The organism is Seongchinamella unica, from assembly GCF_004354085.1.
Taxonomy (GTDB): domain Bacteria; phylum Pseudomonadota; class Gammaproteobacteria; order Pseudomonadales; family Halieaceae; genus Halioglobus; species Halioglobus unicus.
Genome location: NZ_SMSE01000002.1, coordinates 165,814 through 189,597, shown reverse-complemented (window position 1 = coordinate 189,597; position 23,784 = coordinate 165,814). Strand labels below are relative to the sequence as shown.

Here is a 23,784-nt window from a genome sequence, read left to right as displayed (position 1 = left end):
ACGCCATGCCAATGACCCGCCGCCAGATGTTAGCCTCCACTGCCGCACTCGGTGCAGCCGGCACGCTTTCCGCGTGTGGCGGCGACACCTACCAAGTCAGTATCGACCGCAGCCTGCCGGTAAGCAACTTTGGCGCAGAGTCCACCGGGGAGGAAGTGACTGCGGGCCTGGACCTCAGTGGCAAGGTGGCACTGGTCACCGGCTGCAATTCCGGCCTGGGCTTCGAGACCATGCGCGTACTGGCATTGCGCGGCGCCCATGTACTGGGCACCGGACGAACACTGGCAAAGGCCGAAACCGCCTGTGCCAGCGTAGCCGGCGAAACCACACCACTGGCGCTGGAACTCGCGGATTTCCAGTCTGCGGTGGACTGCGCCTCGGCAGTGTCTGCCCTGGGTGTCACACCTGACATGGTGGTGCTCAATGCCGGCATCAACACCTTTGGTGACCTGCAGTTGATCAACGGTATTGAAAAAATGTTTATGGTCAACTTCCTGGGTCACTTCGTGCTGCTGAATCACCTGCTACCGCCGATGATGGCGCGTGGACAGGGGCGGGTGGTCCACGTCAGCAGTCGCTCGGGCTATCGCCAGGCGCCACCGGAAGGCATCGACTTCGACAACCTGAGGGGGGAAAAAGCCTTTGATGCGAGCGAAGCCTACGGCCGCTCCAAACTCGCCAATGCCCTGTTCTCACTGGAACTGGCCCAGCGACTGGAAGGCACCGGCGTTACCAGCAATGCCATCCACCCCGGACTGGTAAAGACCAGTATCGCGCGCACCGCGCCGCTGGTGGTGCGCCGTGCCTTTGAACTGCTGGGTGGACTCATCGCCAAGTCTCCTGCCCAGGGGTCAGCCACCCAACTTTACGTGGCGACCAACCCCGCCCTGGCCGGCGTATCAGGCGCTTACTTTGAAGACTGCAACCCGGTCATCGTCAGCGGCCCACATCACATGACCAATACTGCCATGGCGAAAAAACTGTGGCAGACCGCCGAGGAAATGACCTCCGGCTACCTCGGCTGACAGACCTCGGCATCGAGCTGCAAGGCTGGCCGTCGGCCGCACGGGCTATTACCAGCAGTGGGGGCTGTCGGCGGGCGATCGTCCGGTCAGGCGTCGCGAATCTTGCTCATTTTTTCCACTGCGGTCACAGTTTCGAGAAGAAAACTGGAGAAAAGTCGTAAAAACAATGGAGCAGCTGCCGGTCTTGCACTTCAATAGTGGCGAAACTGAGAAGCAGGTCCGGAAGATTGGTGGTGATAACCAGCAAGGAAAAGAACTGGCAGGTAAAGCAGGCTCCGCGAATGATGGGGCTGTGCCTGAGCGTGATCCTGCTGGCCAGTTGTCGCCTCATTGTCAACACGGACGCCACGGGCGAGATCATTTCCGGCTCCGGGAGCCTGGACTGTGACCAGGCTGAATGCGCCTTTGAGATCACCCAATCGACCACTGACACCTTTACCGCCCTCCCCGCACCGGGCTATCGTTTCGTGCGCTGGACCGGCCTGTGCACCCCCTCCCCCACCAGCGTCTGCCTGGCGACCATAGCGCCACTTGCCGAGCAGTACCAGCAGTTCGACGGCGACATACCGCTCGCTGCCGAGTTTGAACCGGCCAACAGTACCAGGACCTGGTATGCCGACCGGGATGGCGATGACTATGGCAGTGCCAATGACTCGCTCCTTGCCGCCAGCCAACCTGACGGCTACGTGATTAATAACCTCGATTGCAATGACGACAGCGCCGACATCCACCCATGGACCAGCGAACTGGAAGACGGTGTGGACAACAACTGCAACGGTCGCATTGATGAGGGCTTCGTCGATGAGACCTACTACCGGGATATCGACGGCGACGGCTTCGGTGATCCCGCGGTATCCCGCATGTCCCGGCGCAAACCCGGCGGCTTCGTCAGAAATAATCTCGACTGTAACGACAACGATGCCGGGCAACATCCCGACGCACCGGAAGTCGCTGACAACAGGGACAATAACTGCGACGGAAACATTGACGAGCAGTTGCTTACCTATTTCCGCGACGTGGATGGCGACGGTTACGGTGTCGAAACCGGGAGCATGTCGTCGCTGGAACCGCTGCCGGGTTACACGACCGAGGCCGGTGATTGCGACGATAACAACAGCGACATATTCCCCGGCGCCCCTGAACAGTTCGATGCCACAGACAACGATTGTGACGGCCTGACCGACGAAGGGTTCAGCACCACCACCTACTACCGCGATGCGGATGCCGACGGCTTTGGTGATGCCGCCGACTCGATCGCCGATATTGAACAGCCCGAAGGTTACGTCAGCAACGCCGGGGACAACTGTCCCAGCATATCCAATCCTTCCCAGGCCGACAGTGACGGCGACGGCATTGGCGATGCCTGCGACAGCTTCAATAATCTCGACCCGGACAACGACGGTGTAAACTCGCCAACCGACAATTGTCCCGACGACTATAACCCCAGCCAGGCAGATCGCGACAATGACGGCATTGGCGATAGCTGCGACCCCGTGGACAACAGCGGCCCGGGGGGTTCCGCTGGCGCCTGCGCGGTATCCACGGAAGCGCAGTCGATGCTCGATTCAGTCAATGATTTCCGCGCCGGCACCAGGGACTGTGGCTCACGCGGCGTGTTCTCTCCCGCCCCGCCACTGGCATGGAACTGCAAGCTGGAGACTGCCGCCCGTGCCCACTCCGCCGACATGGCCAACAATAATTTTTTCAGTCACACGGGCTCCGATGGATCTGACCTTGGCAACAGGGCAACCGCTGCAGGCTACAACTGGAGCGCCCTGGGCGAGAACATAGCCGCCGGATACAGTTCGGTAGGCACCGTGTTACAGGGGTGGATCGACAGCGACGGGCACTGTGCCAATCTGATGAACCCATCTTTCGACGAGATGGGTACGGCTCGCTACTACAACGCCAGCAGCGATTACGGCACCTACTGGACCCAGGTGTTCGGCAGGGGCTACTAGGCCTGCAGGGCAGATATTCCCTGATAGTTTGCAGGGAAATACAGCAGAAAATTGTCCCTGACTGGCCTATACTTCTTCCCGCCGGAGCGCGGGCAAGCCATGACTTGCCCGCGCTGCATTTACAAGACCAACAAATAGCCTGCCAGGGATAGCCCCATGCAAATCAAGACTATGGCGAGCGCTTTCGGCACCGCGTTGCTGTTCGCAGTTACCGCCTGCGGTGTTGACGAGTCCGACAGGACGGCCATACAACCCGCTGCAGTATCGACGGTTGCCCATACCAGCGGGGTGATCGAAGAGCCTGTGCCCGATGGCCTGTTGCCGGCCAACGCCGCCCCGCTGAATTACAGCCTGCAGCTGACCGTCGACCCGCGGCGGGAGGCCTTCTCCGGAGAGGCGAGAATCAGGGCCTCACTGCAGCATGCGACCAGGACCCTTTACCTGCATGGGCGGGACCTTGAGATCAGTGAGGCGAAAGCCCTGTTGGACGACGGCAGGACGATAAACCTGGACTGGAAGCAGCTGACCGAGGGCGGGGTGGTGAACCTGACTGCCGAGCAGGCGTTGCCGGCGGGAGAGCTGAGCCTGTCCTTCTCTTACCGGGCACCCTTCAATACCCGGCTTGAAGGACTGTACCGGGTAGACAAGGGCGAGCTCGCCTATGCGTTCACCCAGTTTGAGGCCACCTCTGCGCGGTTGGCATTTCCGGCCTTTGACCAGCCGGGTTTCAAGGTCCCCTTTGATGTGCAGTTGACCATACCAGAGGACCAGATTGGTATAGCCAACACGCCGCAGATTGCAGAACAGGTCAAAGGTGACGGCTGGAAAACCCTGACCTTCGCCACCACCAAACCCCTGCCCTCCTATCTGGTGGCATTCGCTGTAGGTCCCTTTGACGTCGTCGAATGGGAGTCGATTCCGGAAACCGCGGTCAGGGAACGGGAGATCCCACTCCGTGGCATCACCACCCGCGGGAGAGGCGAGGAGATCCACTACGCCCTTGAACACACCGCTGACATTCTCACGGCGATGGAGGATTATTTTGATACGGCCTACCCCTACGCCAAACTGGATGTCATCGCTATTCCAGATTTTGCCAGTGGCGCCATGGAAAACGCCGGGGCTATCACCTACCGGGAACAGTTGATCCTGCTGGATGAGTCCGCTTCAGTATTTGATAAGTACAATTATTTCAACACTCACGCTCATGAGCTGTCACATCAGTGGTTCGGCAACCTGGTCACACCGGCATGGTGGGACGACCTGTGGTTGAAGGAATCCTTTGCCACCTGGCATGCCCACATCACCCTGGATGAGCTATATCCCGATGGTCACTACCTGGACGCGCTGTTCAATGGCTCCGCCTGGGCAATGAACGAAGACAGCCTGGCCAGCGCCAGGCGCATACGCGAACCCATTATCCATCACGAGGACATTGGCGCCGCTTACGATGGAATCACCTATGCCAAGGGCGGCGGCGTACTGGCCATGTTCGAGGAGTTTCTCGGTCGCGAGAACCTGCGTCGCGGCATCCGTCGTTACATGAAAAAATACGCCTGGAAAAACACCACTGCGAAAGACTTCATTACCGCGATCACCGAGGCAAATCCCCAGGCAGACGGCGCTGTACTACAGGAAGCGTTCCGCAGTTTTATTGAACAGGCGGGGGTACCCGAGCTCACCATGGCCCTGGACTGCGGGATTGATGGTCCGCAGTTGTCCATGTCTCAGCAACGCTATCTACCGCTGGGGTCCCGCGGTTCTCCCGACCAGAGCTGGACCATACCGGCCTGCGTCACCCTGTTCACTGACGCAGGTCCCAAACAACAATGCTTTATCGCCCAGGGTGCCAGCCAGAACGTCAGCCTGATCACTGAACGCTGCCCCGAGGCAGTGCTGCCCAACAGCAACGGCTCCAGCTATTACCGCTTCAACCTGCCCGGCGAACAGTGGCAGGCATTACTGCAACGCTTTGACGAGCTCAGTACTCATGAACAGATTTCGGTGGCCGGCAGTGTGATATCGGCGGTCTCCGCTGGCAACATGACAATGGATGACTTTCTCGCAGCCGCGCCGGTGATCGCCGGATCTGATTCATGGCGGGTCTCCATCCGGCCCCGGGACACTATCTACACCCTGCTGGACCACGGTTCCACGCCGGAACAACAACAGCTACTGCGCACCCTGCTCGCCGAGTGGTACCGACCCCGGCTTGCGCAACTCGATGCACTGGATGCCCTGACCCCGGACCAGAACCAGTACCGCATGTTCATGGTGTCCACCCTCGCCCTGAGAGCCAGGGATGAAGCCCTGCTAGAGGAACTTACCGGACTGGCGAAACGCTACACCGGTTTCGGCGACGATGAGCAGATTCACCCCGAGCGTATTGATGCCAACTATGCCTATATCGCCCTGCTGGCCGGTGTCGAGACATTGGGCAAACCGTTTACCGACCTGCTATGGAAGCAGTTTCTCGAGCAGCAAAACGTGACCCTGAGGGAGCGACACCTCCAGGCCCTGGCGCGCAGCGAGGACCCGGTGGTCGCAGCAAAACTGCGAGCCGCCATCCTGTCACCGGACGTGGCGGTCAACGAATTCGGCTATATCATTTCCGGGCAGATGGATATCCCAGAGCACCAACAGGCCATGTGGCAGTGGATGCAGGACAATTTCGACGCTGTCATCGCCAGGATCCCCACCTGGCAGAAGGGGCAGGCTCCCCGATACTTCGACAGCTTCTGCAGCGAAGCGGACGCGGCGTCGGTGGCGGCAGTTTTCTCACCGGTCATTGCCAACTACGAGTCCGGTCCTCGCTACCTGGCAAAATCGCTGGAAAAAATCAGGCTGTGCGCAGCCTTCGTCGAGCGCTATGGCAACACTGGAAGCTAGCCGGCCACTCCTCCCTCCCCGCGCCATCCTGTTCGACTGGCACGGTACCCTGGTCAATACCCTGGATGCAATGTACCAGGCAATCGAGGATATGTTGCCGCAACTGGAAGAACTGGGACTGATAGACCGTCTGGTACCCGAAGCGGAAGCAAGCAGCCGTGACGACGAAAAGCTGATTCGCTACATCCGGATTTTCCGCAAACTGCACCCCAGGGTCCTGGCGGAGCGGCGCATTTCCCGAACGGAGATATTTGACGCCCTGTTTGCCGATGACGAAGAGGCGCGGTCAATCGCGCACCGCGCCTACAATGAAAGTTATCGCAAGTTCTACGGAGAGGTCTATCCCTACCAGGAAGGCATATCCGACTACCTGCGATACCTGAATACACTGGGCATCCCCCTGGGGGTTGCCACCAATCGCAGTCGGGAATTTTTTGACAACGAAATCTGCCGCCTTGACGATGGCGCCTGGCCGACGTTGTTTGCCACCAGTTGCTGTGGCGACGAGGCAGGACGCCATAAACCGGCGCCGGATATGCTGCTCTACGCCTGCGCACAACTCGGCGTCGACCCCGGACCGGAGGTCTGGTACGTGGGAGACAGCGTTACCGACATGATCACCGCCGGGGCGGCGGGACTTACCCCGGTCTTCTACAACGCCGGCCTGTTGTCACCACCTGAACTCAAGCAGACCTTCAGCGCCGGCGACAACCGGGGTGGGCGGCCACAGGCTGTGGTCGATGATTTTGAACAGTTGCTCGATGCACTGGCACGGGCCGCACCGGACCGCGTCACCGGACAGGCGCGACCGCAAAGGCGGCCTCCGCGCGAACCCTTACCACCCCACGTCGAACCCGACTGGCATCCCGCCGTGGCCAACCTGACGCCGCCGCAATTGATCCTTTTCGACTGGCACGCGACCCTGGTGGATACCCTGGATGCCATGTATCACGCGGTAGACGACCTGCTGCCGGAACTGGCCCAACTGGGACTGGTGGACCGCCTGGTGAAGGCCGAGGCGTCCAAGTCACCGGAAGACCAGCGCCTGGTAGACTATGTGCGAGAGCGACAACGACTGCATCCCAGGGTCAAGGCCGACCGCAAAATCTCTCGCACGGATATATTCGAAGTACTGTTTGGCGAGGACAACGAGGCCAAGCGCATCGCCCACAGGGCCTTCAACCGGCACTATCGAAAATACTTCGGCAAAGCCCTTCCCTTCGAGCCCAGGGTCAGGAGACTGCTGGAAGCACTGGTGGCGTTGAATATGCCACTGGGAATTATCACCAACCGCGACCGGGAATTCTTTCTCCAGGAATTGTCCAACGTCGATGGCGAAAACTGGTCTGGCTATTTTCACACCTCGGTCTGCGGCGACGACACGCCGCGAAGAAAGCCGCACCCGGACCAGTTACAAAAAGCGGTGGAAGACCTGGGATACGAAATGGATGGGACCATCTGGTACGTGGGAGACTCCACCACCGATACGATTGCGGCTAAAAACGCCGGCGCAACGAGCGTTTTTTTCAATGGCGCCCAATGGGACCTGCCGTGGCTGAACACTATCTTCCCGGGTAACGAGCACTATCCCTACAAGCCCGACGTGGTCGTCAATGACTTCGCCGAGTTCTGGGCGCTGGTACTGGCCTGCATCGGTTCCCGTCATGCCTGATCCACGCCTGCTGATTATCGGCTTCGGCGATATTGGTCACCGGCTTGCGCCGCTTCTGCTGGAGTCGGACTGGGAAATTCATGCCCTGCGCAGACACCCGGATGCAGATGACAGCGGAGTTATCTGGCACCCGGGAGACTACACTGTGGCGGGCAGCCTGGGGTTCGCAGAGGCGCTGGCGCCCGACTACGTGCTAACCACACTGACCCCCGTATCGAGGGATATTGACGGCTACCAGCGGGGGTTCGCCGACGCCACGCAAAACCTGCTGGACGGCCTGGGCACACACCGGCCCAGACGCAGCTTCATGGTGTCCAGCACCCGCGTGTACGCAGAAACGGCAGGTGCCTGGATCGACGAATCAGCACCGCTGAGCACCACGGACCGACGCGCTGTTGCCATCATCGACGCTGAACAACAGTTGCTGAACGCAAGCCATCCGGCCACTATCGTCCGTTGCGGTGGCATTTACGGTGCTACCGAAGGCAGGCTGGTGAAAAAGATCAGGCAGGGTCTGATAAGCCCGGCCACGCCGGTGCGCTATACCAATCGAATCCACCGTGATGACTGCGCCGGATTTTTGGCCCACCTGCTGTTCCGGGAGCAGTCGGGAAAGCCGCTGGAGACAATTTATAACGGCGTGGATGACTGTCCCTGCCCGGCCCATGAAGTGGAGGCGTGGCTGGCGCAGCGGCTGGGAATCACACCGCTCCCACAGGTGCCTGGCACCGATACGGCGATCAGTCACAAGCGGTGTAAAAATACTGCACTGAGGTCATCAGGCTATCAACTGCTTTATCCGAGCTACCAGTCCGGTTACGCGGCCTGGCTGGACGACGGTTGCCAAACGGCCGGATTGCCGTAAAGTGGACAGCCCATGACCTCGCCTGCCTCCGAAGGAGTCCCCATCAGAGCGACAACCGTCTCACTCACGTTTTTTCTTGCCCTGCTGTTCGGCTGCAGCAATAGCGCTACCGTCGAAAAATCCTGGGTGAACCAGGAAATCCACACCCGGGACCTGCAGGGTGTACTGGTGCTCGCCATGGCCAACAATGCCGAAGGCCGGCGTGCTTTTGAGGAGGAGTTTACCGGGGCGCTGATAAAACATGGCGTGCATGCAGTAGCGAGCTATCCCCTGAAGGGTGGCACCGACATCACCCGGGAGGATGTCATCACGATGGCGGCCGAGGCGGAGGTGGATACCGTGCTGATCACCCTGTTTGCCGGACGCGATGAAACTGCGGTACTGCATCCCGGACGCAAGTATTACGCCTGGGCCCCGATTTACGGCCGGGATTACTACGGTAGCGGCCGGGTTTACGGTGTACCGTACCAGGTGGGCCAGTCCGCAGATTTCTGGGCCGAGCACAAGTCCGTCCACCTGACCGCCAAGCTCTATGAGATCAGTTCTGAAAAGCGGCTCTGGCAGGTTAATTCAGGCATGGAGGACGGCAGCGATGTCGCGGCCATGCGCAGCGCCTTCATTGCTTCTTTTATGAAAGACCTCGCGGACCAGGGTCTGGTCGACTGAGCCCCCGGCGGCTGATTTAAATCGTGAGACCGCCGTCAACGACGATGCATTCCCCGTTAGTGTAGCTGCTGGCGTCGGAGACCAGGTACAAAACCGTACCGGCCATTTCCCGGGGCTCCGCATGCCGCCCCAGCGGAATGCCCTGGATCGCGGCCTGGTAGATATCGTCGTTACTGAACAGTGCGCCGGCAAATTTGGTCTTGGTCAAACCGGGCAGCAAGGCATTGACCCGGATACCCAGTGGCCCACACTCCTTGGCAAAACTTTTCGTCATATTGACAACGGCTGCCTTGGAAATGGAGTAAATACCCTGCATGGGGCCCGGCTGCAATGCGTTGACAGAAGCGGTGTTGACAATGCTACCGCCCCCCTGCTCGCGCATCATCTTGCCCGCCTCGATAGACATGAAAAAGTATCCACGAATATTCACGTCAACGGTCTTGTTGTAGGCACCCAGATCGGTATCGAGTATATGGCCGAAATAGGGGTTGGTGGCGGCGTTATTCACCAGGATATCGAGCTTGCCGTGGGTGCTCGCGATATGGGCAAATATAGCGGTGATATCCTCCATATTACCCACGTGGCAGGCAAATGCCTCGGCGCTGTTTCCCGCGGCAGTGATAGCGTCAGCCACCGCCTGGCAGTCGTCGATCTTGCGACTGGAAACAATCACATGGGCACCCTGCTCCGCCAGCAATTTGGCAATTTCTTCACCAATGCCCCGGCTGGCGCCAGTCACCAGTGCTATCTTGCCGCTGAGATCGAAAAGATGGGTAGGCATATTCCACTCCTGTTACTTATGCTTGTCGTTGTTAACCTGCTGGCGGAGGACGATAGCATCGCAGCCAACGGGAACTCAACGAACATTTTTCGCTTCATGCCCCATTAATAGCCGGGCAAAACGTCGGCTTTCAGGCTAGACTGCGTGTGATGGAGGGAGAACAATAATGAAAAAATTGAACATGGTCGACAAGGCTTTCCTGTTGAGCGAAAACCGGGAAACGCCCATGCATGTCGGCGGCGTCAGCCTGTATACCCTGCCCCCCGGGGCCAACGAGAAGGAGTTCCTGCACGGCCTTGCCGACAGTATGCGCAACGTCGACACCATGCTGCCTCCCTTCGGCGACCGGCTCAAAACCGGCCCCCTGGGCCTGGTCGGCAACACCTACTGGGAACCTGACCCTGCCCTGGACCTGGACTACCATATCCGCCATTCCGCCCTGCCGGCTCCGGGACGCTACCGGGAACTGTTCACCCTTGTCTCCCGCCTGCACGGAACCCTGCTGGAAAGAAGCCGGCCTCTGTGGGAAATGCACCTGATCGAGGGCCTGCCCAACCGGCAGTTCGCTGTGTACAACAAGACTCACCACGCTGCTGTTGACGGCGCACGCTCGATCCACGTTTCCAGGGTCATGCTTTCGGCCGACCCGAACCACGTGCTGGAAGAGTCGCCCCTGTCCCTGCACCTGTGGGAACAGTACAAGGCGGGGCTCAAAATGGGAAAGAGACCCGAGCACACCACCTCTGAACTGCGCTCCGTCTCGGATATGTTCAAACTGAGTATCGACAGCGGCGCCCACGTCTTTAATGCGGTGAAAACCTTTGCCGGAACCCTGGTCGGCCGCGGTAATGGCATGGCCCTGCCCCACATGAGGGTCCCGCGCAGCGCGCTGAACGCGCCCATTGACGGGGCGCGGCGCTTTGTTGCCCAGTCCTGGCCATTCGCGCGCATCAAGGCCGTTGCCAAAGCCTTTGACGGCACCTTTAATGACGCCGTGCTGGCCATGTGCTCAGGCGCCCTGCGTACCTACCTGCAGGTACATGCAGAACTGCCGCAAGCGCCTCTGAAAGCGATGGTGCCGGTTTCCCTGCGCCAGCCGGGAGACGTGGATTCAGGCAACGCCGTGGCTGCCATCAGCGCCGACCTGGCAACCAACATCGATGATCCCATCGAGCGGTTCGAGCGGATCAAGGCTTCGGTACAGGTGAGCAAGGACTTTTACGCCGAAATGACTCCCAGGGAAATAGAGCTGTTCTTCCTGATCGTGCAAAGCCCCGCTGCCATCCTCGCACCGCTGGGCATGATGTCCAAGCTGCCCCCCTATAATGTGGCGATTTCCAATGTGCCCGGTATCCGCGAGACCATGTACTGGAATGGTGCCCGCCTGGACGGATCCTATCCTCTGTCGATTGTCACTGACGGCATGGCCATGAACATCACCCTGGTAACCTACGCCGAGAGCGTCGATTTCGGCATCATTGCCTGCCGTCGCTCACTGCCCCATATTCAGCGAATGATCGATTACATGGAAGAGTCGCTGCAAGAGCTGGAGGATGCGGCTGGCATCAAGGCAAAGCCAGCGAAAAAACATGCCACCGGCGCCGGCACGAGCCGTGGCCGGACTCAAGCGAAAGCCAACACCAGGCCCAAAACCAAAACCAAGGCTAAGGCTAAGGCTAAGGCTAAGGCTAAGGCTAAGGCTAAGGCTAAGGCTAAAGCGAAACCCAAAACCGGCGCCGGGGCGAAGGCGAAAACCAGGGCAACAGCGCCGGCCAGGGCAAAAACCGCCGCCAACGCCCAAAGCAAGCCGGCGGCAAAGCCGAAAGTAAAAACCGGAAAGCAAGGTTAGGCAGGTTTTTTCCAGCTATCCGGAACGATAGCGGGACGCCCACTCAGCCGGCATCGGCATACATGGCGAGCCTGTTGTCTTCGAGCATTTCTTCCCAGCCGGGGCTACCGACGAGCGGTTGCGCCTACTGAGTCGGTCCTTACTGCCATGCCGGGGCAGGGCCTCAGCGCGAAAGCCCAAGCGCTTTTATATCGGCCGCCAGCAAGGGCGCCATAACCGGATGCTCGACAACGCGACGATAAAAACCGGCAAACCCGGGCCAGCGCTCGGCATCGACTTTATAACCAGCATAGCTGGCATTGACAAAGGGACTGGCCAGGGCAATGTCGGCGACACCGAGATCACCGAACATAAAACCGTCCACCGGTACCTGTGACTCCAGGTAGTCAAGCATCGGCGGCAACTTGTCGTTGATCAGGCTTTCCACCAGTGCCTCATCGGTCTCCTGCTTGAGCATCACTGGCCGCAGGAATCGTTGGAAGAAGATGCCCGCGGCAAACTCCGCGACCCGGGTCCCCCCAAGTTCCTCGTACCAACGGGCCCTGGACTTCTCCCGGTAGTCTGTCGGGTATACCGGCGGTTGTGGGTAGGCATCCTCAAGGTACTGGCAAATCACCTTGGAGTCGTTGACCACCAGGTCACCATCCTCCAGCGCCGGTACCTTACCCAGCGGGCTGATCCTGCGAAACTCCGCGTCGTCGGTAAAGGGCATTTGTGGAATGTGTTCGAAAGGCAGGTCCTTGATAGCCATAACGGCCAGGACCTTGCGCACAAAGGGAGATGCTGAAACACCGTGGACTTTAATCATCGTTCTTGTTCTCTTCTGGCAATAAACGGTACAACACCCGGCACCATACTATTGTTCCAAATTGGAATCTACCGTGAGCAAGCTGCACCGCGACGGGTGGACAGAACATGGAATTGACAGCCGCTCGCGGAAATATCTTAATGCTCGGCATGAAAAGCGCCGGAACCGCCGGCGCAGCAGAGGAGGATCACATGGTCGGTTCACTGAAGGATCAGCTGCTGAAAGCGGGGCTCACCGACGAAAAGAAGGCCCGGCAGATGGAAAAGGAAAAACGCAAACAGGCCCGGGTGGCTCGCAGCTCCGGGGTAGAACTGGTGAACGAGGCCAAGGCAGCGGCGCGCCAGGCTCTGGCGGAAAAGGCCGAGCGCGATCGGGCACTCAACCAGGCCAGGAACAGCAAGGCCGAGCGCAAGGCGATCAACGCGCAGATCAAACAGCTGATTGAAACCAACAAGCTGGCCACCGGTAAGGGTGACATAGGCTTTAACTTCACCGATGGCAAGAAGGTCAAGAAAGTCTACGTGTCCCCCATGGAACAGAAGCAACTGTCTGCGGGAAGACTCGCTATCGTCAAACAGGGCGATAAATACGAGATTGTGCCCTGGCCGGTGGCAGAGAAAATTGCCGAGCGGGACAGCAGCCGGGTCATCGACTGCACCGACTCCAGTGAACCGGAGCTCAACGAGGAAGAGAAGGACTGGTACAAGGACTACGAAATACCCGATGACCTCATGTGGTGACACCTTGGTAACACAGTTTGAACCGGCACCTTGTTGACACTCCGCAAGCCCTGGTCGACCATGCCTAACCGTTTGTAAAGCCCATCAAAAAGGAAAACAACAATGCCACGCATGAACCTGGAAAACAGTTCATCTATCGTTACCGGCGGCGCCTCAGGTATCGGCGAAGCCACCGCCCGCCAACTGGCAGCGGCTGGTTCCAGGGTGGTCATCGCCGATCTCAACGAGGAAAAAGGCAAGCAGATCGCCGATGAGATTGGCGGTGTTTTTGTCCGCTGTGATGTCACCAAAACTGAAGACGCCGATGCCGCAGTCGCAGCTGCGGTGGCGCTTGCCCCGCTGCGCGCCTGCGTAAACTCCGCCGGCCTGGGCGCTCCCGGACGCACGATCGATCGCAGCAATGTTCCACTGGACCTGGACAAGTTCAGCTTCGTGATTAACGTCAACCTGATTGGTACCTTCAACGTGCTAAGCCGCGCTGCCGCCGCCATGGCCAAGCAGGCGCCGCTGGACGAGGACGGCTGTCGTGGTGCCATTGTCAATATGGCGTCCGCAGCGGCATTTGACGGGCAGATCGGCCAGGCCGCGTACTCTGCGTCCAAGGGTGGGGTGGTGGGCATGACCCTGCCTGTGGCCCGCGACCTGAGTGCGGTCGGTGTGCGGGTGAACACCATTGCTCCCGGCCTGATTGATACACCCATTTACGGTGAAGGAGAGCACGCCGAGGCCTTCAAAGCACACCTGGGCCAGTCGGTATTGTTTCCCAAGCGCCTCGGCACCGGCGAGGAACTCGCTTTCGCGGTCATGGAGTGCATCACCAATCCCTATCTGAACGCCGAGGTGATTCGCCTGGACGGCGGCATTCGCATGCCACCCAAGTAGTTACTGGCTGCAGGGCCCGGACCACGCGCTAGCCGGCACCCAGGGCCCGCTCCATCCGCGAGAGAATCTGCTCCAGGTTGGCTCGCGTGGTGCCAAAATTGAGGCGCAGGAAGTTACGGTCGCCCATCGGTGTTCCATCTGAGAGGGCAACCCCGTGGGCAAGGAAATGCTGGAACGGGTTTTCCAGTTCCAGCGCTGACACATCCAGCCAGGCCAGATAGGTCGCCTCGACATGGGCCATGGAGATACCCGTCATGGCGCCAATGCGCTGCTCCAGTACATCACGATTGCCGCGCAGGTACTGCAGCAACTGGCCCAGCCAGTCATCGCAATCGCGCCAGGCCGCCAGGGCCGCGGCGTAGGACAGGGCGCCGGGATGGGCGGCAAGCCCGTAAATACGCTGGGCAAAGGTTCCGCGAATCGACGCGTCGGGAATGACCGCCAGGGCAAAGGCGCCAATGCCCGGGAGGTTGAAGGCCTTGCTCGGGGACACCAGGGTAATGGTTTTCGCCGCCACCTCGGGCGCGAGGCTCGCCAGCGGTATGTGTTGCTTGTCCTCATCGAGGATAAGTTCCGCGTGGATTTCATCGGAGCAGATCAGCAGGTTCTGTTGTAAACAGAACTCCGCCACCTGCGATAGCTCTCGCCGGGTCAACACACGCCCCAGCGGGTTGTGGGGGTTACACAATAAAAAGCTGCGGGCGCCCTGCCCCGCCAGCTGCGGCAGCTGGTCAAAGTCCATTTCCCAGCGGCCGCCCTGCAGATGATTCGGCAGCGGCAACAGCTGCTGGGCGGAGAATTCCGCCGCACCAAAAAAATGATGGTAGTTCGGCGTTTGGGTAATGACTGCGTCACCGGCATTACCCGCTGTGCGTACCGCACCGAATAATCCCGGCACCACACCGGGGATAACAACAACCCACTCCTGCTCGACCTGCCAGCCGTACAGTCGCTGCATACGTGCGCGGAACACCTCCAACAATGCCTGGGGGGCTTCGGCGTAACCCAGTGGCGCGCCCTGCAAGCGCTGTTGCACCGCATCCCGGACCGGCGCAGGGGTCAGAAAATCCATGTCTGCCACCCAGGCGGGCAGCACTTCCGGCCCGCTGCCTGCGTAGCGGTTCCATTTCATGCTGTCGCTGTGGGGGCGGACAGGCCGATCAAAATCCACGATGTGTCTGACTGACTTTTGCAACGACAAGGCTCCTGGTAGACAGCGGTTTATTTCCGCACGTCGGCATAGCATGATACCCCACCTCGACCGGAAACCGCGTCTCTGGCGGATAACCAGCAACAGGAGCATCATCATGAAACTGGGCCTGATACCGATCAACGTTGGCATGGAGTCCCTGGACAAACTGGTGGGCCTGGCCCAGTACGCCGAGTCACTGGGCTTCGAGTCCCTGTGGACCTTCGAGCATGTCATGGTGCCGGTGGAGTACGAGTCCAGGTACCCTTACAGCAGGGACGGCAAGATGGGCGGCGGCTCGGACAACCCCTTCCTGGACCCGCTGATCGCCCTGACCGCGGTGGCAGCCCATACCAAAACCGTGCGCCTGGGCACCGGCGTCAACATTCTCTCCCAGTCCAACCCCCTGCTGCTGGCAAAGCAGGCCGCCAGCCTCGACGTGCTCTCGGGGGGACGTTTCATGCTGGGGGCCGGCATTGGCTGGCTGAAAGAGGAATTCGACGCCATGGGTGTTCCCTTTGAGCGCCGCGGTGCCCGCTACGACGACTACGTGACCGCCATGCGCAAAGTCTGGTCCGGCGAGGTGGTTGAGCACCAGAGCGAGTTTCTGAACTGGTCCGGTTTCCAGAGCTACCCCCTGCCGGTGCAGGCAGGCGGTGTCCCCATCATTGTGGGCGGTTCCAAAGGCAAAGCCTTCGAACGCATTGCCAGGCTGGGCGACGGCTGGTTCGCGCCGACCAACGACGCGGAGGGCCTGGCACCCATGCTGGATCCGCTGAAAGCGGCCTGCGAGGCTGCCGGTCGCGACTATGCAAGTATTGAGATCACTTCCATGTGGACCAACAAGGGTGGCCGGGAAGCGGTACAGGCCTTTGAGGACCTCGGGGTATCGCGATTGATCGTGCCCCTGTTCGCCCTGGGCCGGGACCCGGTTGCAGGCATCGGCAAACTGGCCGAAGACATTATTGCGCGCTGACCGCTGCCGGCGATAGCCGGCAGTCATTTACAGGCTATCGTGAGTTTGGCGTATCTCTTTTGTGCCTGCCGGCAGGATAAATACCATGCGATCTTCGCCGATCCTGTAGCTGGCAACAATGTCCTGGCCACGGTTTGGGCGCCAGTGCATCGTGGACCGGCTGGTCAGGGCGAGCTGCACCAGCGTATTGACGCCTCGATTACTCGGGATCCACAACCTCCTTGGTCGCCTCCCAGGCTTTTTCGCTGCCTTCCCTGGTTGCTTCCCAGGCCTTTTCACTCCCCTCCTTGGTTGCCTCCCAGGCTTTTTCACTGCCTTCCTTGGTCGCCTCCCAGGCTTCTCCGCTGGTTTCCTTGGTAGCGTCCCAGGCTTTTTCAGTGCCTTCCTTGGTCGCCTCCCAGGCCTCGCCGGACGCTTCTTTGGTGCTCTCCCACGCCTCACCGGTCGCTTCCTTTGCCTTCTCCATGTGACTGTCGTCCTCGGCGAACGCGGTCAGGGACAGGCAAAGAGCAGCCAGCAGTGCTGTCATCGTGGTTTTCATCGTTCCCTCCAGGATTTGTGTTGCAGGATTGTGAAACCAATGTGCAGTATAGACACTTGGATCAGCCGGGCAAACCGGAGCGGGAGGAACTGGGCCACGCCGATGGCCCCCGGCCTCAGCGGAATCCCTGTCAGCTCAAGTGGTAGCGCTCGCCCTTATGAGTCAGTAAGCTAAACCGGCATAACCTGATAACACCCCATCCAGGTCCAGACTGGAGATTACCGATGCGCCCCCGATTTCAAATAGCGATAGTCGGGCCAGCAATACTTTTTATGGCGATGCTGGCCCTTTCCTCCTGTCACGACTCCAGCCGTGATCGCCATCCCCAACCGCCACCGCCGGTTCCGTCCCCGTCGACCGTTTCAGCCCGGGTCGCCAGCGATGCAGACCTGTTGTCGGGTCCTCTGGCTCGCGGCAGGTCGGGAGATTTCGTACTGGAAAACGAGAACCTGCGGGTCATTATCCAGCAGCCAGGTCGCCAGTGGCTCAGCATTGGCACCTTTGGCGGCAACATTATTGATGTCAGCCGCAAGAGTGCCAGCGGTACCCTGCTACCGGACCACATGGAAGAGTTTGTTCTCGGGCTGAATATTGAAAACACGGCCAACTACACGGATGTGCGCATCGAACGCGACGGCAGTGACGGCCAGGCGGCGACAATTTGCGCAACCGGGCCCGATGATCTGCTGGAACTGGCCAACCCCAGTTCCGCCATCATCGAGTTCGGTGTGCCACTGCCCCCCAGCGCCGATGATCGTGACCTCCCTGTAGACATCGAGACTTGCTATCGCCTCGAGTCCGATGCCCGCCATGTGGTGATCGATACCACGTTTACCAACCAGGGCGCCGAAGACCTCCCGGTCTATATGACCGAGTACATGAACGGTTCCGGCCAGGTGGAATTTTTCCAGCCCCACGCCGGTTTTGGCGAACCTGCCTTTACCAACGCCTGCCCCACCAAAACCTACGTCAGCTGCGAGTCACGGGAAGACGGCCTGTGTGATCAATGCAACTTTGTGGCCTACAGCGGCGTCGATGGTGCCGCCGGCGTTTCCTACGGACTGATTCACGGGGAGCAACGTTCCTCCAGCTTTTCCACAGTCGGCATCAATATCGCGGTTTACGGCGAATCGGTACTGCCTCTCATCCTCGGGGTGGTCGGCCCGAACTACACCATTCCCGCTGATGGTGAGCTCGTTCTACGCCGCTACTTCGCCGTGGGTGACGGCAGCGTGGCCAGCATTGCAGCCATTCGGGACGAGATTTTCGGATTTGCAACGGGCGAGGTCAGCGGCGTGGTGAGTAGCGCGGGCGAGCCGCTGGAAGGAGCCCAGGTGGCTGTTTACCAGGTGCTGGACGACAGCACCGACCCTCCCTCCCTGTTCATGGTCAACCACAGCAGGACCAACGCAGCCGGTGAGTACCGCCTCACCCTGCCGCCTGGAGAGTATGAAATCAGGGTCAATAGTGAGGGTTACCCGTTCCCCGGCGATACTCCCTCCTCGCTCACGGTAAGCGTGGACACCGCGCTCACCCGTGACTTTGCGCTGCCAGAGCCGGGCTACCTCGATGTCACCGTGATCGACGAAATCGGCCCGGGGCCCGCCAAGGTACAGTTGGTGGGTTTCGATCCCAGCCCGACCGCCATCAATTTTATCAACGGTTTTACCGCGGGTGTGTTCGGCGATCCCGGGGCAGACAGCCTGCCCTACGGTGTAGCCCAGGCCTTCTTCATCGACCGCACGGGCACGGGTGAACGACTGCCAGTTGAACCGGGTGACTACCAGGTTGTTGTCTCGCGCGGCCCGAGGTACTCGGCGTTCAGGCAGAACGTGAGCATATTGCCCGGCCAAGTGACCACCGTCCAGGCGGAAATCGTACAGGTGGTTGAGACCGATGGCTTTGTACACAGCGACTTTCACGTGCACGCCATTGACAGCCCAGACTCGGAGGTCACCCGGGAAGAGCGGGTTGCCGTCATGCTGGCCGAAGGCATGGACTTTTTTACGCCCTCGGACCACGGCGTGCGCGCTGATTTTCTGCCGACCCTGCAGGCCATGGGCGTGGAAGATCTCATTGGCGTGGCCGCCAGTAGCGAAACCACCACGTTTGACTACGGTCACTTCAACAGCTGGCCGGTGACCGTTGACCCGGAAAGTATCAGCGGCGGCGCTTTCGACTGGGCAGGTGCTGCGCCTCCCGGGGAAGATTTCCCCGCCTATGGCAATTACAACCTCGCGCCGAAGGCAATTATTTCGGGCTTGCTCGATGACCCCATGGACAACCTGGTGCAGATCAATCATATCGGTTCCCATTTCGGCGCCTCCGGACTGGCTATCGACACCGGCAAAACCCCACCAGCATCCAGCGCGGAACTGGCGGCGAAAAGGTTAGACCCGACGCTGGTCAATGCCTTCGATGCCGGGTTTGATGCGCTGGAGGTCTGGATTGGCACCAACGGGCGCGGCGCAATACTCAACGAATTTCTCGGTGAGAACGCCGGCGACTGGTTCAACCTGATCAACCAGGGGCTGGTGCGGACCGGCATCGCCAACTCCGATACCCACGATCGACGATTTACCCGCACCTCGGCCAGGACACTGGTCGCCAGCGACCTCGACAGCGCTGCGGACCTGTCTGCCGCTGCAGAGCAGCTTGCAGCGGCGGTACAGGCCGGCAAGGCGATAGGCAGCAACGCGCCATTCCTGCTGTTGCGGGCTGAGGGGGTTTACCAGGAGCAGGCCCAACAAGCGGGGTTGCAAACCGAAGCCAGTACCACGCTCTCCGTGGACCCCGGTAGCGACGTCGAACTTGTCGCCACGGTGGCGACGCCCGAGTGGGCAGCGGTGGATGCCATCGAGTTCTATATCAACAACCAACCCGAGCGCACATCGGCGGTCGATGCTGCCGCCCGGTATCGGGTCTGTCCGGACCTTCGTATTTCCGCGGGGGACGACGGCTGGGTTTCCGAAAAGGTCGTGGTTAACGCCTCTGTCCCGGGCGCTTCGCGCACCAGTATCAGCGTGACGGTCACCCTGGCGAACCTGGCCGAAGACGCCTGGGTCGTGGCCATGGCCCGGGGCAGTGACGGCGTTTCGGAGCCCTTGTTCCCGATTCTCCCGGCCAGCCTGGCCAGAAAGGGCAACACGAGTCTGGACGACCTTATCGACGGCAATCTCGGCGAGGCGGGAACGCCTGCCTTCGCCTTTACCAACCCGTTGTTCATCGACGTAGGCAACGACGGCTGGACCGCCCCCGGCGTGGCAAGCGGAACATGTGACTAACTATCGCGCATCGCTCTGGCAGTCACACCGGCCTGTTGCTGCGGAGACAGGCGTTGCCAGAGCTGAGCCGGCGTGTGACCGCGGCTATTGCTCGCCCGATAGGCCGCGCAAACTCAATACTCCGGTGCCAGGAACCCGCCTGACTGGTAGTCCCAAAGCCGTTTGTAGATGCCGCCCTGCGCCAGCAGTTCGGTATGGGTACCCGACTCCACAATACGCCCCTCATCCAGCACCACCAGCCGGTCCAGCGCGGCAATGGTTGACAGGCGATGCGCAATGGCAATGACCGTCTTGCCTTCCATCAACTGGTAGAGGCTGTCCTGGATCGCCAGTTCGACTTCGGAATCCAGCGCCGAGGTGGCTTCATCCAGCACCAGGATGGGAGCATCCTTCAGAATCACCCGGGCAATGGCAATCCGCTGGCGCTGGCCACCGCTGAGTTTGACCCCCCGCTCGCCCACCCGCGCGTCCAGCCCGCGTCGCCCTGACTGATCTTCGAGCTCCTCGATAAATTCCCGGGCCCGGGCCTTGTCGATCGCGGCCATCAATTGCTCCTCAGTGGCGTCCTGGCGACCGTAAAGAATGTTGTCCCGCACTGAGCGGTGCAGCAGCGAGGTGTCCTGGGTCACCATGCCGATGTTGGCACGCAGGCTCTCCTGGGTGACCTTGCGGATGTCCTGCCCATCCACCTGGATACTGCCGCTGTCCAGGTCGTAAAAGCGCAGCAACAGATTCACCAGAGTGGACTTGCCGGCGCCGGAGCGGCCAATAACGCCGACTTTCTCCCCGGGCTGGATCTCCAGGTTGAGATCATCGAACACCGGCTTGCCCTCGCCGTAGGCAAAACCCAGATGCTGGAAGCTGATCCCCCCCTGCCTGGCGTCCAGTTCGCTGGCGTCCTCGGCGTCCTCCACAGCGATATGACGTGATATGGCGCCAGCGCCGTCCTTGACCGTACCGACGTTTTCGAACAGGTCGGAAACCTCCCACATAATCCACTCGCTGATACCATTGAGTCGCAGGCACAGGGCAATGGCTGCGGCAATTTCTCCCGGAGTGATGTTGGCCTGAAACCACAGGAAAAGCGCGCTAAGGCCCACGGCCACCAGCATAATGGTATTGTTAATCGCCACCCCGGTTTCCATCCAGGTGACCAGACGCATCTGGGGATGGACCGTACCCAGGAACGCTTCCATCCCTTCCCTGGCGTAGGCCGACTCCCGGCGGGCGTGGGAGAAGAGTTTGACCGTGGATATGTTGGTGTAGCTGTCAGCGATGCGCCCGGTCATCGTCGCCCGCGCATCCGCCTGGCGCTCAGAGATGCGTTGCAACCTGGGCAGCAGGACGTAAAGCAGGCCGATGTAGCAGCCCAGCCAGAACAGCATGGGCAGCATCAGCCGCAGGTCGATGGTGCCCAGCAAAACCAGCACCGAGAAAAAGTACACCGAGACATACACCATGATGTCCAGCAGCTTGATCACTGTCGAGCGCACGGCCAGTGAAGTCTGCATCACCCGGGTGGCAATGCGCCCGGCAAACTCATCCTGGAAAAAGCTCAGGCTCTGGCGCAACAGGTAACGATGGGTCATCCAGCGCACGATCATCGGGAAGTTGCCCATCAGGGTCTGGTGCAACAGCAGGGAAGAGATTCCCACCAGAATGGGGTAGGCAACAATAACCCCCAGAGCCAGCCACAACAGGTCGCCCCCGGGGCCCGGGAGAAATTCCCGGGGGCTACTGACTGACAGCAGGTCAACCAGCCGTCCCATCAGCTCGAACAGGTAAACTTCGACGATCGCAATGGCCGTACTGAGCAGCGCCATCGCCAGCAGAAAGGGTTCCAGCCCCCTGGCGTGGTGGCGACAGAAACGGTAGACGGACTGCGGCGATCGCCCCGGCACAGGAGGCGGAAACGGATCGATAAGCTGTTCAAAAAAGCGGAATGCCATCGGCCAGGCGCATGTCCCGAATCGGTTAACCTGCAGAAGATACTATCATTTTCACGCCCATCACCGGCACATAAACAATGCTGGAACCGGACTGCGCGTCTCCAGGTTGTCGTTCCAGGCCAGGTGAAGCAACGCTATGGCCAATGATCACGGCCTGACATTCTGCCAGGATGGATAGCACCGCAAGTCCCGGTAGCTCACCATCGGTAATTGAGCAAATCCGGAGTTGGATGTTACAGGATACAGCGCTACGGGAATGCCAAGAACGCGAGCCAAACCTGATAGCAAGCGCTCTGCAGTTTGTTGCAGATATCGCGGTATTCGCCCTGTCGTCACGACCACCAAGCCAGAAGACTTAACGCCTTGCGAACCGGCGGATCGGCATATTCATTAACAAGTAAAACGCTGATACAACAGTTCCTGAGCAATCCGGAAGGATTGATTTGAAGCAATACCATATGTAGCCCGGTACGATTACACTGCACGGTAGTTCTTCACCCTTGAATCGACGAAAAATAATTACATTTACAGATATGCCACAGAGAAATAACGGCCGTACCCGACGATTGCGTCGATCCCTCACTCAGCTGCTGACCGGGTTCTGGTTCGCGAATCTGCTGATAATGCCCGTCTGGGGCGTAGAGACCGACCCTGCCATGATGATGCCCGGCGCCAGCAAATCGCTGCTGCTGGACGTCGCAGCGGCCGGCGAGCGTCTTGTAGCCGTGGGCGAGCGCGGTCACATTCTCTATTCCGACAATGCCGGCGATAGTTGGACCCAGGCCAGGGTACCCACGTCCGTCATGCTGACCCGGGTGCTGTTTCGAGACGCAAAAAACGGCTGGGCCGTGGGCCATGACGGAAACATTCTGTTCAGCAGCGACGGCGGGGCCAGTTGGGAGTTGCAGCGCGACGGCGTCAGCGATCAGCTGAACATCAACAAGGACCGGGTGAGCCGCAGCCAGCAAACCCTGAGGGAATTGCGGGCGAAGCTGGAAGTTGCATCCGATGACAGGGTCGCCACCCTGGAGCCTGACCTGGAAGACGCCGAGTACGCCCTAGAACGGGCGCAGCAGGCCATGAGCGACCCCGTGTATGCGCCACCGCTGATGGCTATCGGGTTCTGCGGCAAGCGGGGTTGGGCGTCCGGTGGCTTCGGCGTTTTGCTCTCCACCTCAACGGATGGCCGACAATGGGAAGACTACAGTTACGCGGTGAACAATGACGAGGAGTTACACCTGAACGGAATCACTGCTGACTCAGCAGGGGGCTTGTTTATCGCCTCAGAGTGGGGCTACATCTTTCGTTCCACCTGCAGCGGCAAGACCTGGGAGGCCATCGAGACAGGCTACGACGGAAGTTTCTTTGGCGTCGTGGTCAACCCGGCGACCGATAGCGTATTCGCCTACGGACTGTTGGGCACCATTTACCGGTCGCGCGATCGGGGCGCGACCTGGGAGGAACTGGATTCCGGCACAGCCTCGAGCCTGTTTGGCGCGGTCGCCACCGCAAACGGCGCACTGGTAATGGTAGGACTCAATGGCACAGCCGTCGCCAGCAGGGATGATGGCGACACATTTATCTCACTGGAACTCGGCAGCAACCGTGATCTTTACGGGGTTGCGCCAACGGGTTCGGCGGCTTTTACCGCCGTGGGACGCGGCGGCAGCATCAATTTTGTCATTGATGACGAGTCCGCAAGGTAGC

General features: G+C 59.9%; 17 protein-coding genes. 12 read left to right on the top strand and 5 right to left on the bottom strand.

Features of this window, described 5'->3' with window-relative positions:
- The first annotated feature begins 5 nt into the window (after positions 1-5).
- From E2F43_RS07950 to E2F43_RS07925, 6 genes are all read left to right on the top strand, one after another.
- Entirely contained in the window at positions 6-1,025 is a 1,020-nt protein-coding gene (locus E2F43_RS07950) for an SDR family NAD(P)-dependent oxidoreductase (protein WP_133211461.1), read from the top strand.
- A gap of 233 nt (positions 1,026-1,258) precedes the next feature.
- The gene (locus E2F43_RS19225; protein ID WP_133211459.1) at positions 1,259-2,986 is read left to right on the top strand and encodes a CAP domain-containing protein; all 1,728 of its coding nucleotides are present in this window, start codon (positions 1,259-1,261) and stop codon (positions 2,984-2,986) included.
- Positions 2,987-3,142: 156 nt separating this feature from the next.
- Complete coding sequence (locus tag E2F43_RS07940; RefSeq protein WP_133211457.1) at positions 3,143-5,875, top strand: M1 family metallopeptidase; 2,733 nt, start codon at positions 3,143-3,145, stop codon at positions 5,873-5,875.
- Entirely contained in the window at positions 5,856-7,547 is a 1,692-nt protein-coding gene (locus E2F43_RS07935) for an HAD family hydrolase (protein ID WP_133211455.1), read from the top strand. The genes E2F43_RS07940 and E2F43_RS07935 overlap by 20 nt, the downstream gene beginning before the upstream one ends.
- On the top strand, positions 7,540-8,412 hold the full coding sequence (locus E2F43_RS07930; RefSeq protein ID WP_165954238.1) for an NAD(P)H-binding protein: 873 nt from the start codon (positions 7,540-7,542) through the stop codon (positions 8,410-8,412). Before E2F43_RS07935 ends, E2F43_RS07930 begins: the two co-directional genes overlap by 8 nt.
- 12 nt (positions 8,413-8,424) lie before the next feature.
- The gene (locus tag E2F43_RS07925) at positions 8,425-9,078 is read left to right on the top strand and encodes a hypothetical protein (protein ID WP_133211451.1); all 654 of its coding nucleotides are present in this window, start codon (positions 8,425-8,427) and stop codon (positions 9,076-9,078) included.
- Between the two features lie 16 nt (positions 9,079-9,094).
- Here E2F43_RS07925 and E2F43_RS07920 read toward each other — a convergent pair whose 3' ends face one another.
- Positions 9,095-9,859 (bottom strand): SDR family oxidoreductase, encoded by a 765-nt coding sequence (locus E2F43_RS07920; protein ID WP_133211449.1) that lies wholly within the window; start codon positions 9,857-9,859, stop codon positions 9,095-9,097.
- Positions 9,860-10,025: 166 nt separating this feature from the next.
- Here E2F43_RS07920 and E2F43_RS07915 point away from each other — a divergent pair, with 166 nt between their 5' ends.
- Positions 10,026-11,708 (top strand): WS/DGAT/MGAT family O-acyltransferase, encoded by a 1,683-nt coding sequence (locus E2F43_RS07915; RefSeq protein ID WP_133211447.1) that lies wholly within the window; start codon positions 10,026-10,028, stop codon positions 11,706-11,708.
- A 163-nt stretch (positions 11,709-11,871) separates the two neighbouring features.
- Here E2F43_RS07915 and E2F43_RS07910 read toward each other — a convergent pair whose 3' ends face one another.
- Positions 11,872-12,516: a glutathione S-transferase family protein gene (locus E2F43_RS07910; protein ID WP_133211445.1), complete on the bottom strand. Its 645-nt coding sequence runs from the start codon at positions 12,514-12,516 to the stop codon at positions 11,872-11,874.
- A gap of 140 nt (positions 12,517-12,656) precedes the next feature.
- Here E2F43_RS07910 and E2F43_RS07905 point away from each other — a divergent pair, with 140 nt between their 5' ends.
- A complete protein-coding gene (locus E2F43_RS07905; protein WP_238946803.1) occupies positions 12,657-13,256 on the top strand; it encodes a DUF2058 domain-containing protein in 600 nt (199 codons plus the stop codon).
- Between the two features lie 102 nt (positions 13,257-13,358).
- On the top strand, positions 13,359-14,138 hold the full coding sequence (locus E2F43_RS07900) for an SDR family NAD(P)-dependent oxidoreductase (RefSeq protein WP_133211443.1): 780 nt from the start codon (positions 13,359-13,361) through the stop codon (positions 14,136-14,138).
- Positions 14,139-14,166: 28 nt separating this feature from the next.
- Here the strand turns inward: E2F43_RS07900 and E2F43_RS07895 are convergent, their stop codons facing one another.
- Complete coding sequence (locus E2F43_RS07895; protein WP_165954237.1) at positions 14,167-15,333, bottom strand: MalY/PatB family protein; 1,167 nt, start codon at positions 15,331-15,333, stop codon at positions 14,167-14,169.
- 112 nt (positions 15,334-15,445) lie between these two features.
- Here E2F43_RS07895 and E2F43_RS07890 point away from each other — a divergent pair, with 112 nt between their 5' ends.
- Positions 15,446-16,303, top strand: a complete 858-nt coding sequence (locus E2F43_RS07890) for an LLM class F420-dependent oxidoreductase (protein ID WP_165954236.1) — start codon at positions 15,446-15,448, stop codon at positions 16,301-16,303.
- A gap of 199 nt (positions 16,304-16,502) precedes the next feature.
- Here the strand turns inward: E2F43_RS07890 and E2F43_RS07885 are convergent, their stop codons facing one another.
- Positions 16,503-16,844 carry a hypothetical protein gene (locus tag E2F43_RS07885; RefSeq protein ID WP_133211437.1) on the bottom strand — a complete coding sequence of 114 codons (342 nt, stop codon included), beginning with the start codon at positions 16,842-16,844 and terminating at the stop codon, positions 16,503-16,505.
- Between the two features lie 272 nt (positions 16,845-17,116).
- Here E2F43_RS07885 and E2F43_RS07880 point away from each other — a divergent pair, with 272 nt between their 5' ends.
- Positions 17,117-20,128 carry a carboxypeptidase regulatory-like domain-containing protein gene (locus E2F43_RS07880; protein ID WP_165954235.1) on the top strand — a complete coding sequence of 1,004 codons (3,012 nt, stop codon included), beginning with the start codon at positions 17,117-17,119 and terminating at the stop codon, positions 20,126-20,128.
- A 113-nt stretch (positions 20,129-20,241) separates the two neighbouring features.
- On the opposite strand, the gene E2F43_RS07875 is transcribed toward E2F43_RS07880, so the two are convergent.
- Complete coding sequence (locus E2F43_RS07875) at positions 20,242-22,077, bottom strand: ABC transporter ATP-binding protein (RefSeq protein ID WP_133211433.1); 1,836 nt, start codon at positions 22,075-22,077, stop codon at positions 20,242-20,244.
- 623 nt (positions 22,078-22,700) lie between these two features.
- Here E2F43_RS07875 and E2F43_RS07870 point away from each other — a divergent pair.
- A complete protein-coding gene (locus tag E2F43_RS07870; protein WP_165954234.1) occupies positions 22,701-23,783 on the top strand; it encodes a WD40/YVTN/BNR-like repeat-containing protein in 1,083 nt (360 codons plus the stop codon).
- Position 23,784 lies beyond the last annotated feature (1 nt).

Bases quoted from the DNA above. Each gene is read 5' to 3' on its own strand.
- E2F43_RS07870 (WP_165954234.1), top strand. From the start codon at position 22,701: ATGCCCGTCTGGGGCGTAGAGACCGACCCTGCCATGATGATGCCCGGC.
- E2F43_RS07925 (WP_133211451.1), top strand. From the start codon at position 8,425: ATGACCTCGCCTGCCTCCGAAGGAGTCCCCATCAGAGCGACAACCGTC.
- E2F43_RS07880 (WP_165954235.1), top strand. From the start codon at position 17,117: ATGGCGATGCTGGCCCTTTCCTCCTGTCACGACTCCAGCCGTGATCGC.
- E2F43_RS07900 (WP_133211443.1), top strand. From the start codon at position 13,359: ATGCCACGCATGAACCTGGAAAACAGTTCATCTATCGTTACCGGCGGC.
- E2F43_RS07920 (WP_133211449.1), bottom strand. From the start codon at position 9,859: ATGCCTACCCATCTTTTCGATCTCAGCGGCAAGATAGCACTGGTGACT.
- E2F43_RS07905 (WP_238946803.1), top strand. From the start codon at position 12,657: ATGCTCGGCATGAAAAGCGCCGGAACCGCCGGCGCAGCAGAGGAGGAT.
- E2F43_RS07935 (WP_133211455.1), top strand. From the start codon at position 5,856: ATGGCAACACTGGAAGCTAGCCGGCCACTCCTCCCTCCCCGCGCCATC.
- E2F43_RS07940 (WP_133211457.1), top strand. From the start codon at position 3,143: ATGCAAATCAAGACTATGGCGAGCGCTTTCGGCACCGCGTTGCTGTTC.
- E2F43_RS07885 (WP_133211437.1), bottom strand. From the start codon at position 16,844: ATGAAAACCACGATGACAGCACTGCTGGCTGCTCTTTGCCTGTCCCTG.
- E2F43_RS07950 (WP_133211461.1), top strand. From the start codon at position 6: ATGCCAATGACCCGCCGCCAGATGTTAGCCTCCACTGCCGCACTCGGT.
- E2F43_RS07875 (WP_133211433.1), bottom strand. From the start codon at position 22,077: ATGGCATTCCGCTTTTTTGAACAGCTTATCGATCCGTTTCCGCCTCCT.
- E2F43_RS07930 (WP_165954238.1), top strand. From the start codon at position 7,540: ATGCCTGATCCACGCCTGCTGATTATCGGCTTCGGCGATATTGGTCAC.
- E2F43_RS07890 (WP_165954236.1), top strand. From the start codon at position 15,446: ATGAAACTGGGCCTGATACCGATCAACGTTGGCATGGAGTCCCTGGAC.
- E2F43_RS07910 (WP_133211445.1), bottom strand. From the start codon at position 12,516: ATGATTAAAGTCCACGGTGTTTCAGCATCTCCCTTTGTGCGCAAGGTC.
- E2F43_RS07915 (WP_133211447.1), top strand. From the start codon at position 10,026: ATGAAAAAATTGAACATGGTCGACAAGGCTTTCCTGTTGAGCGAAAAC.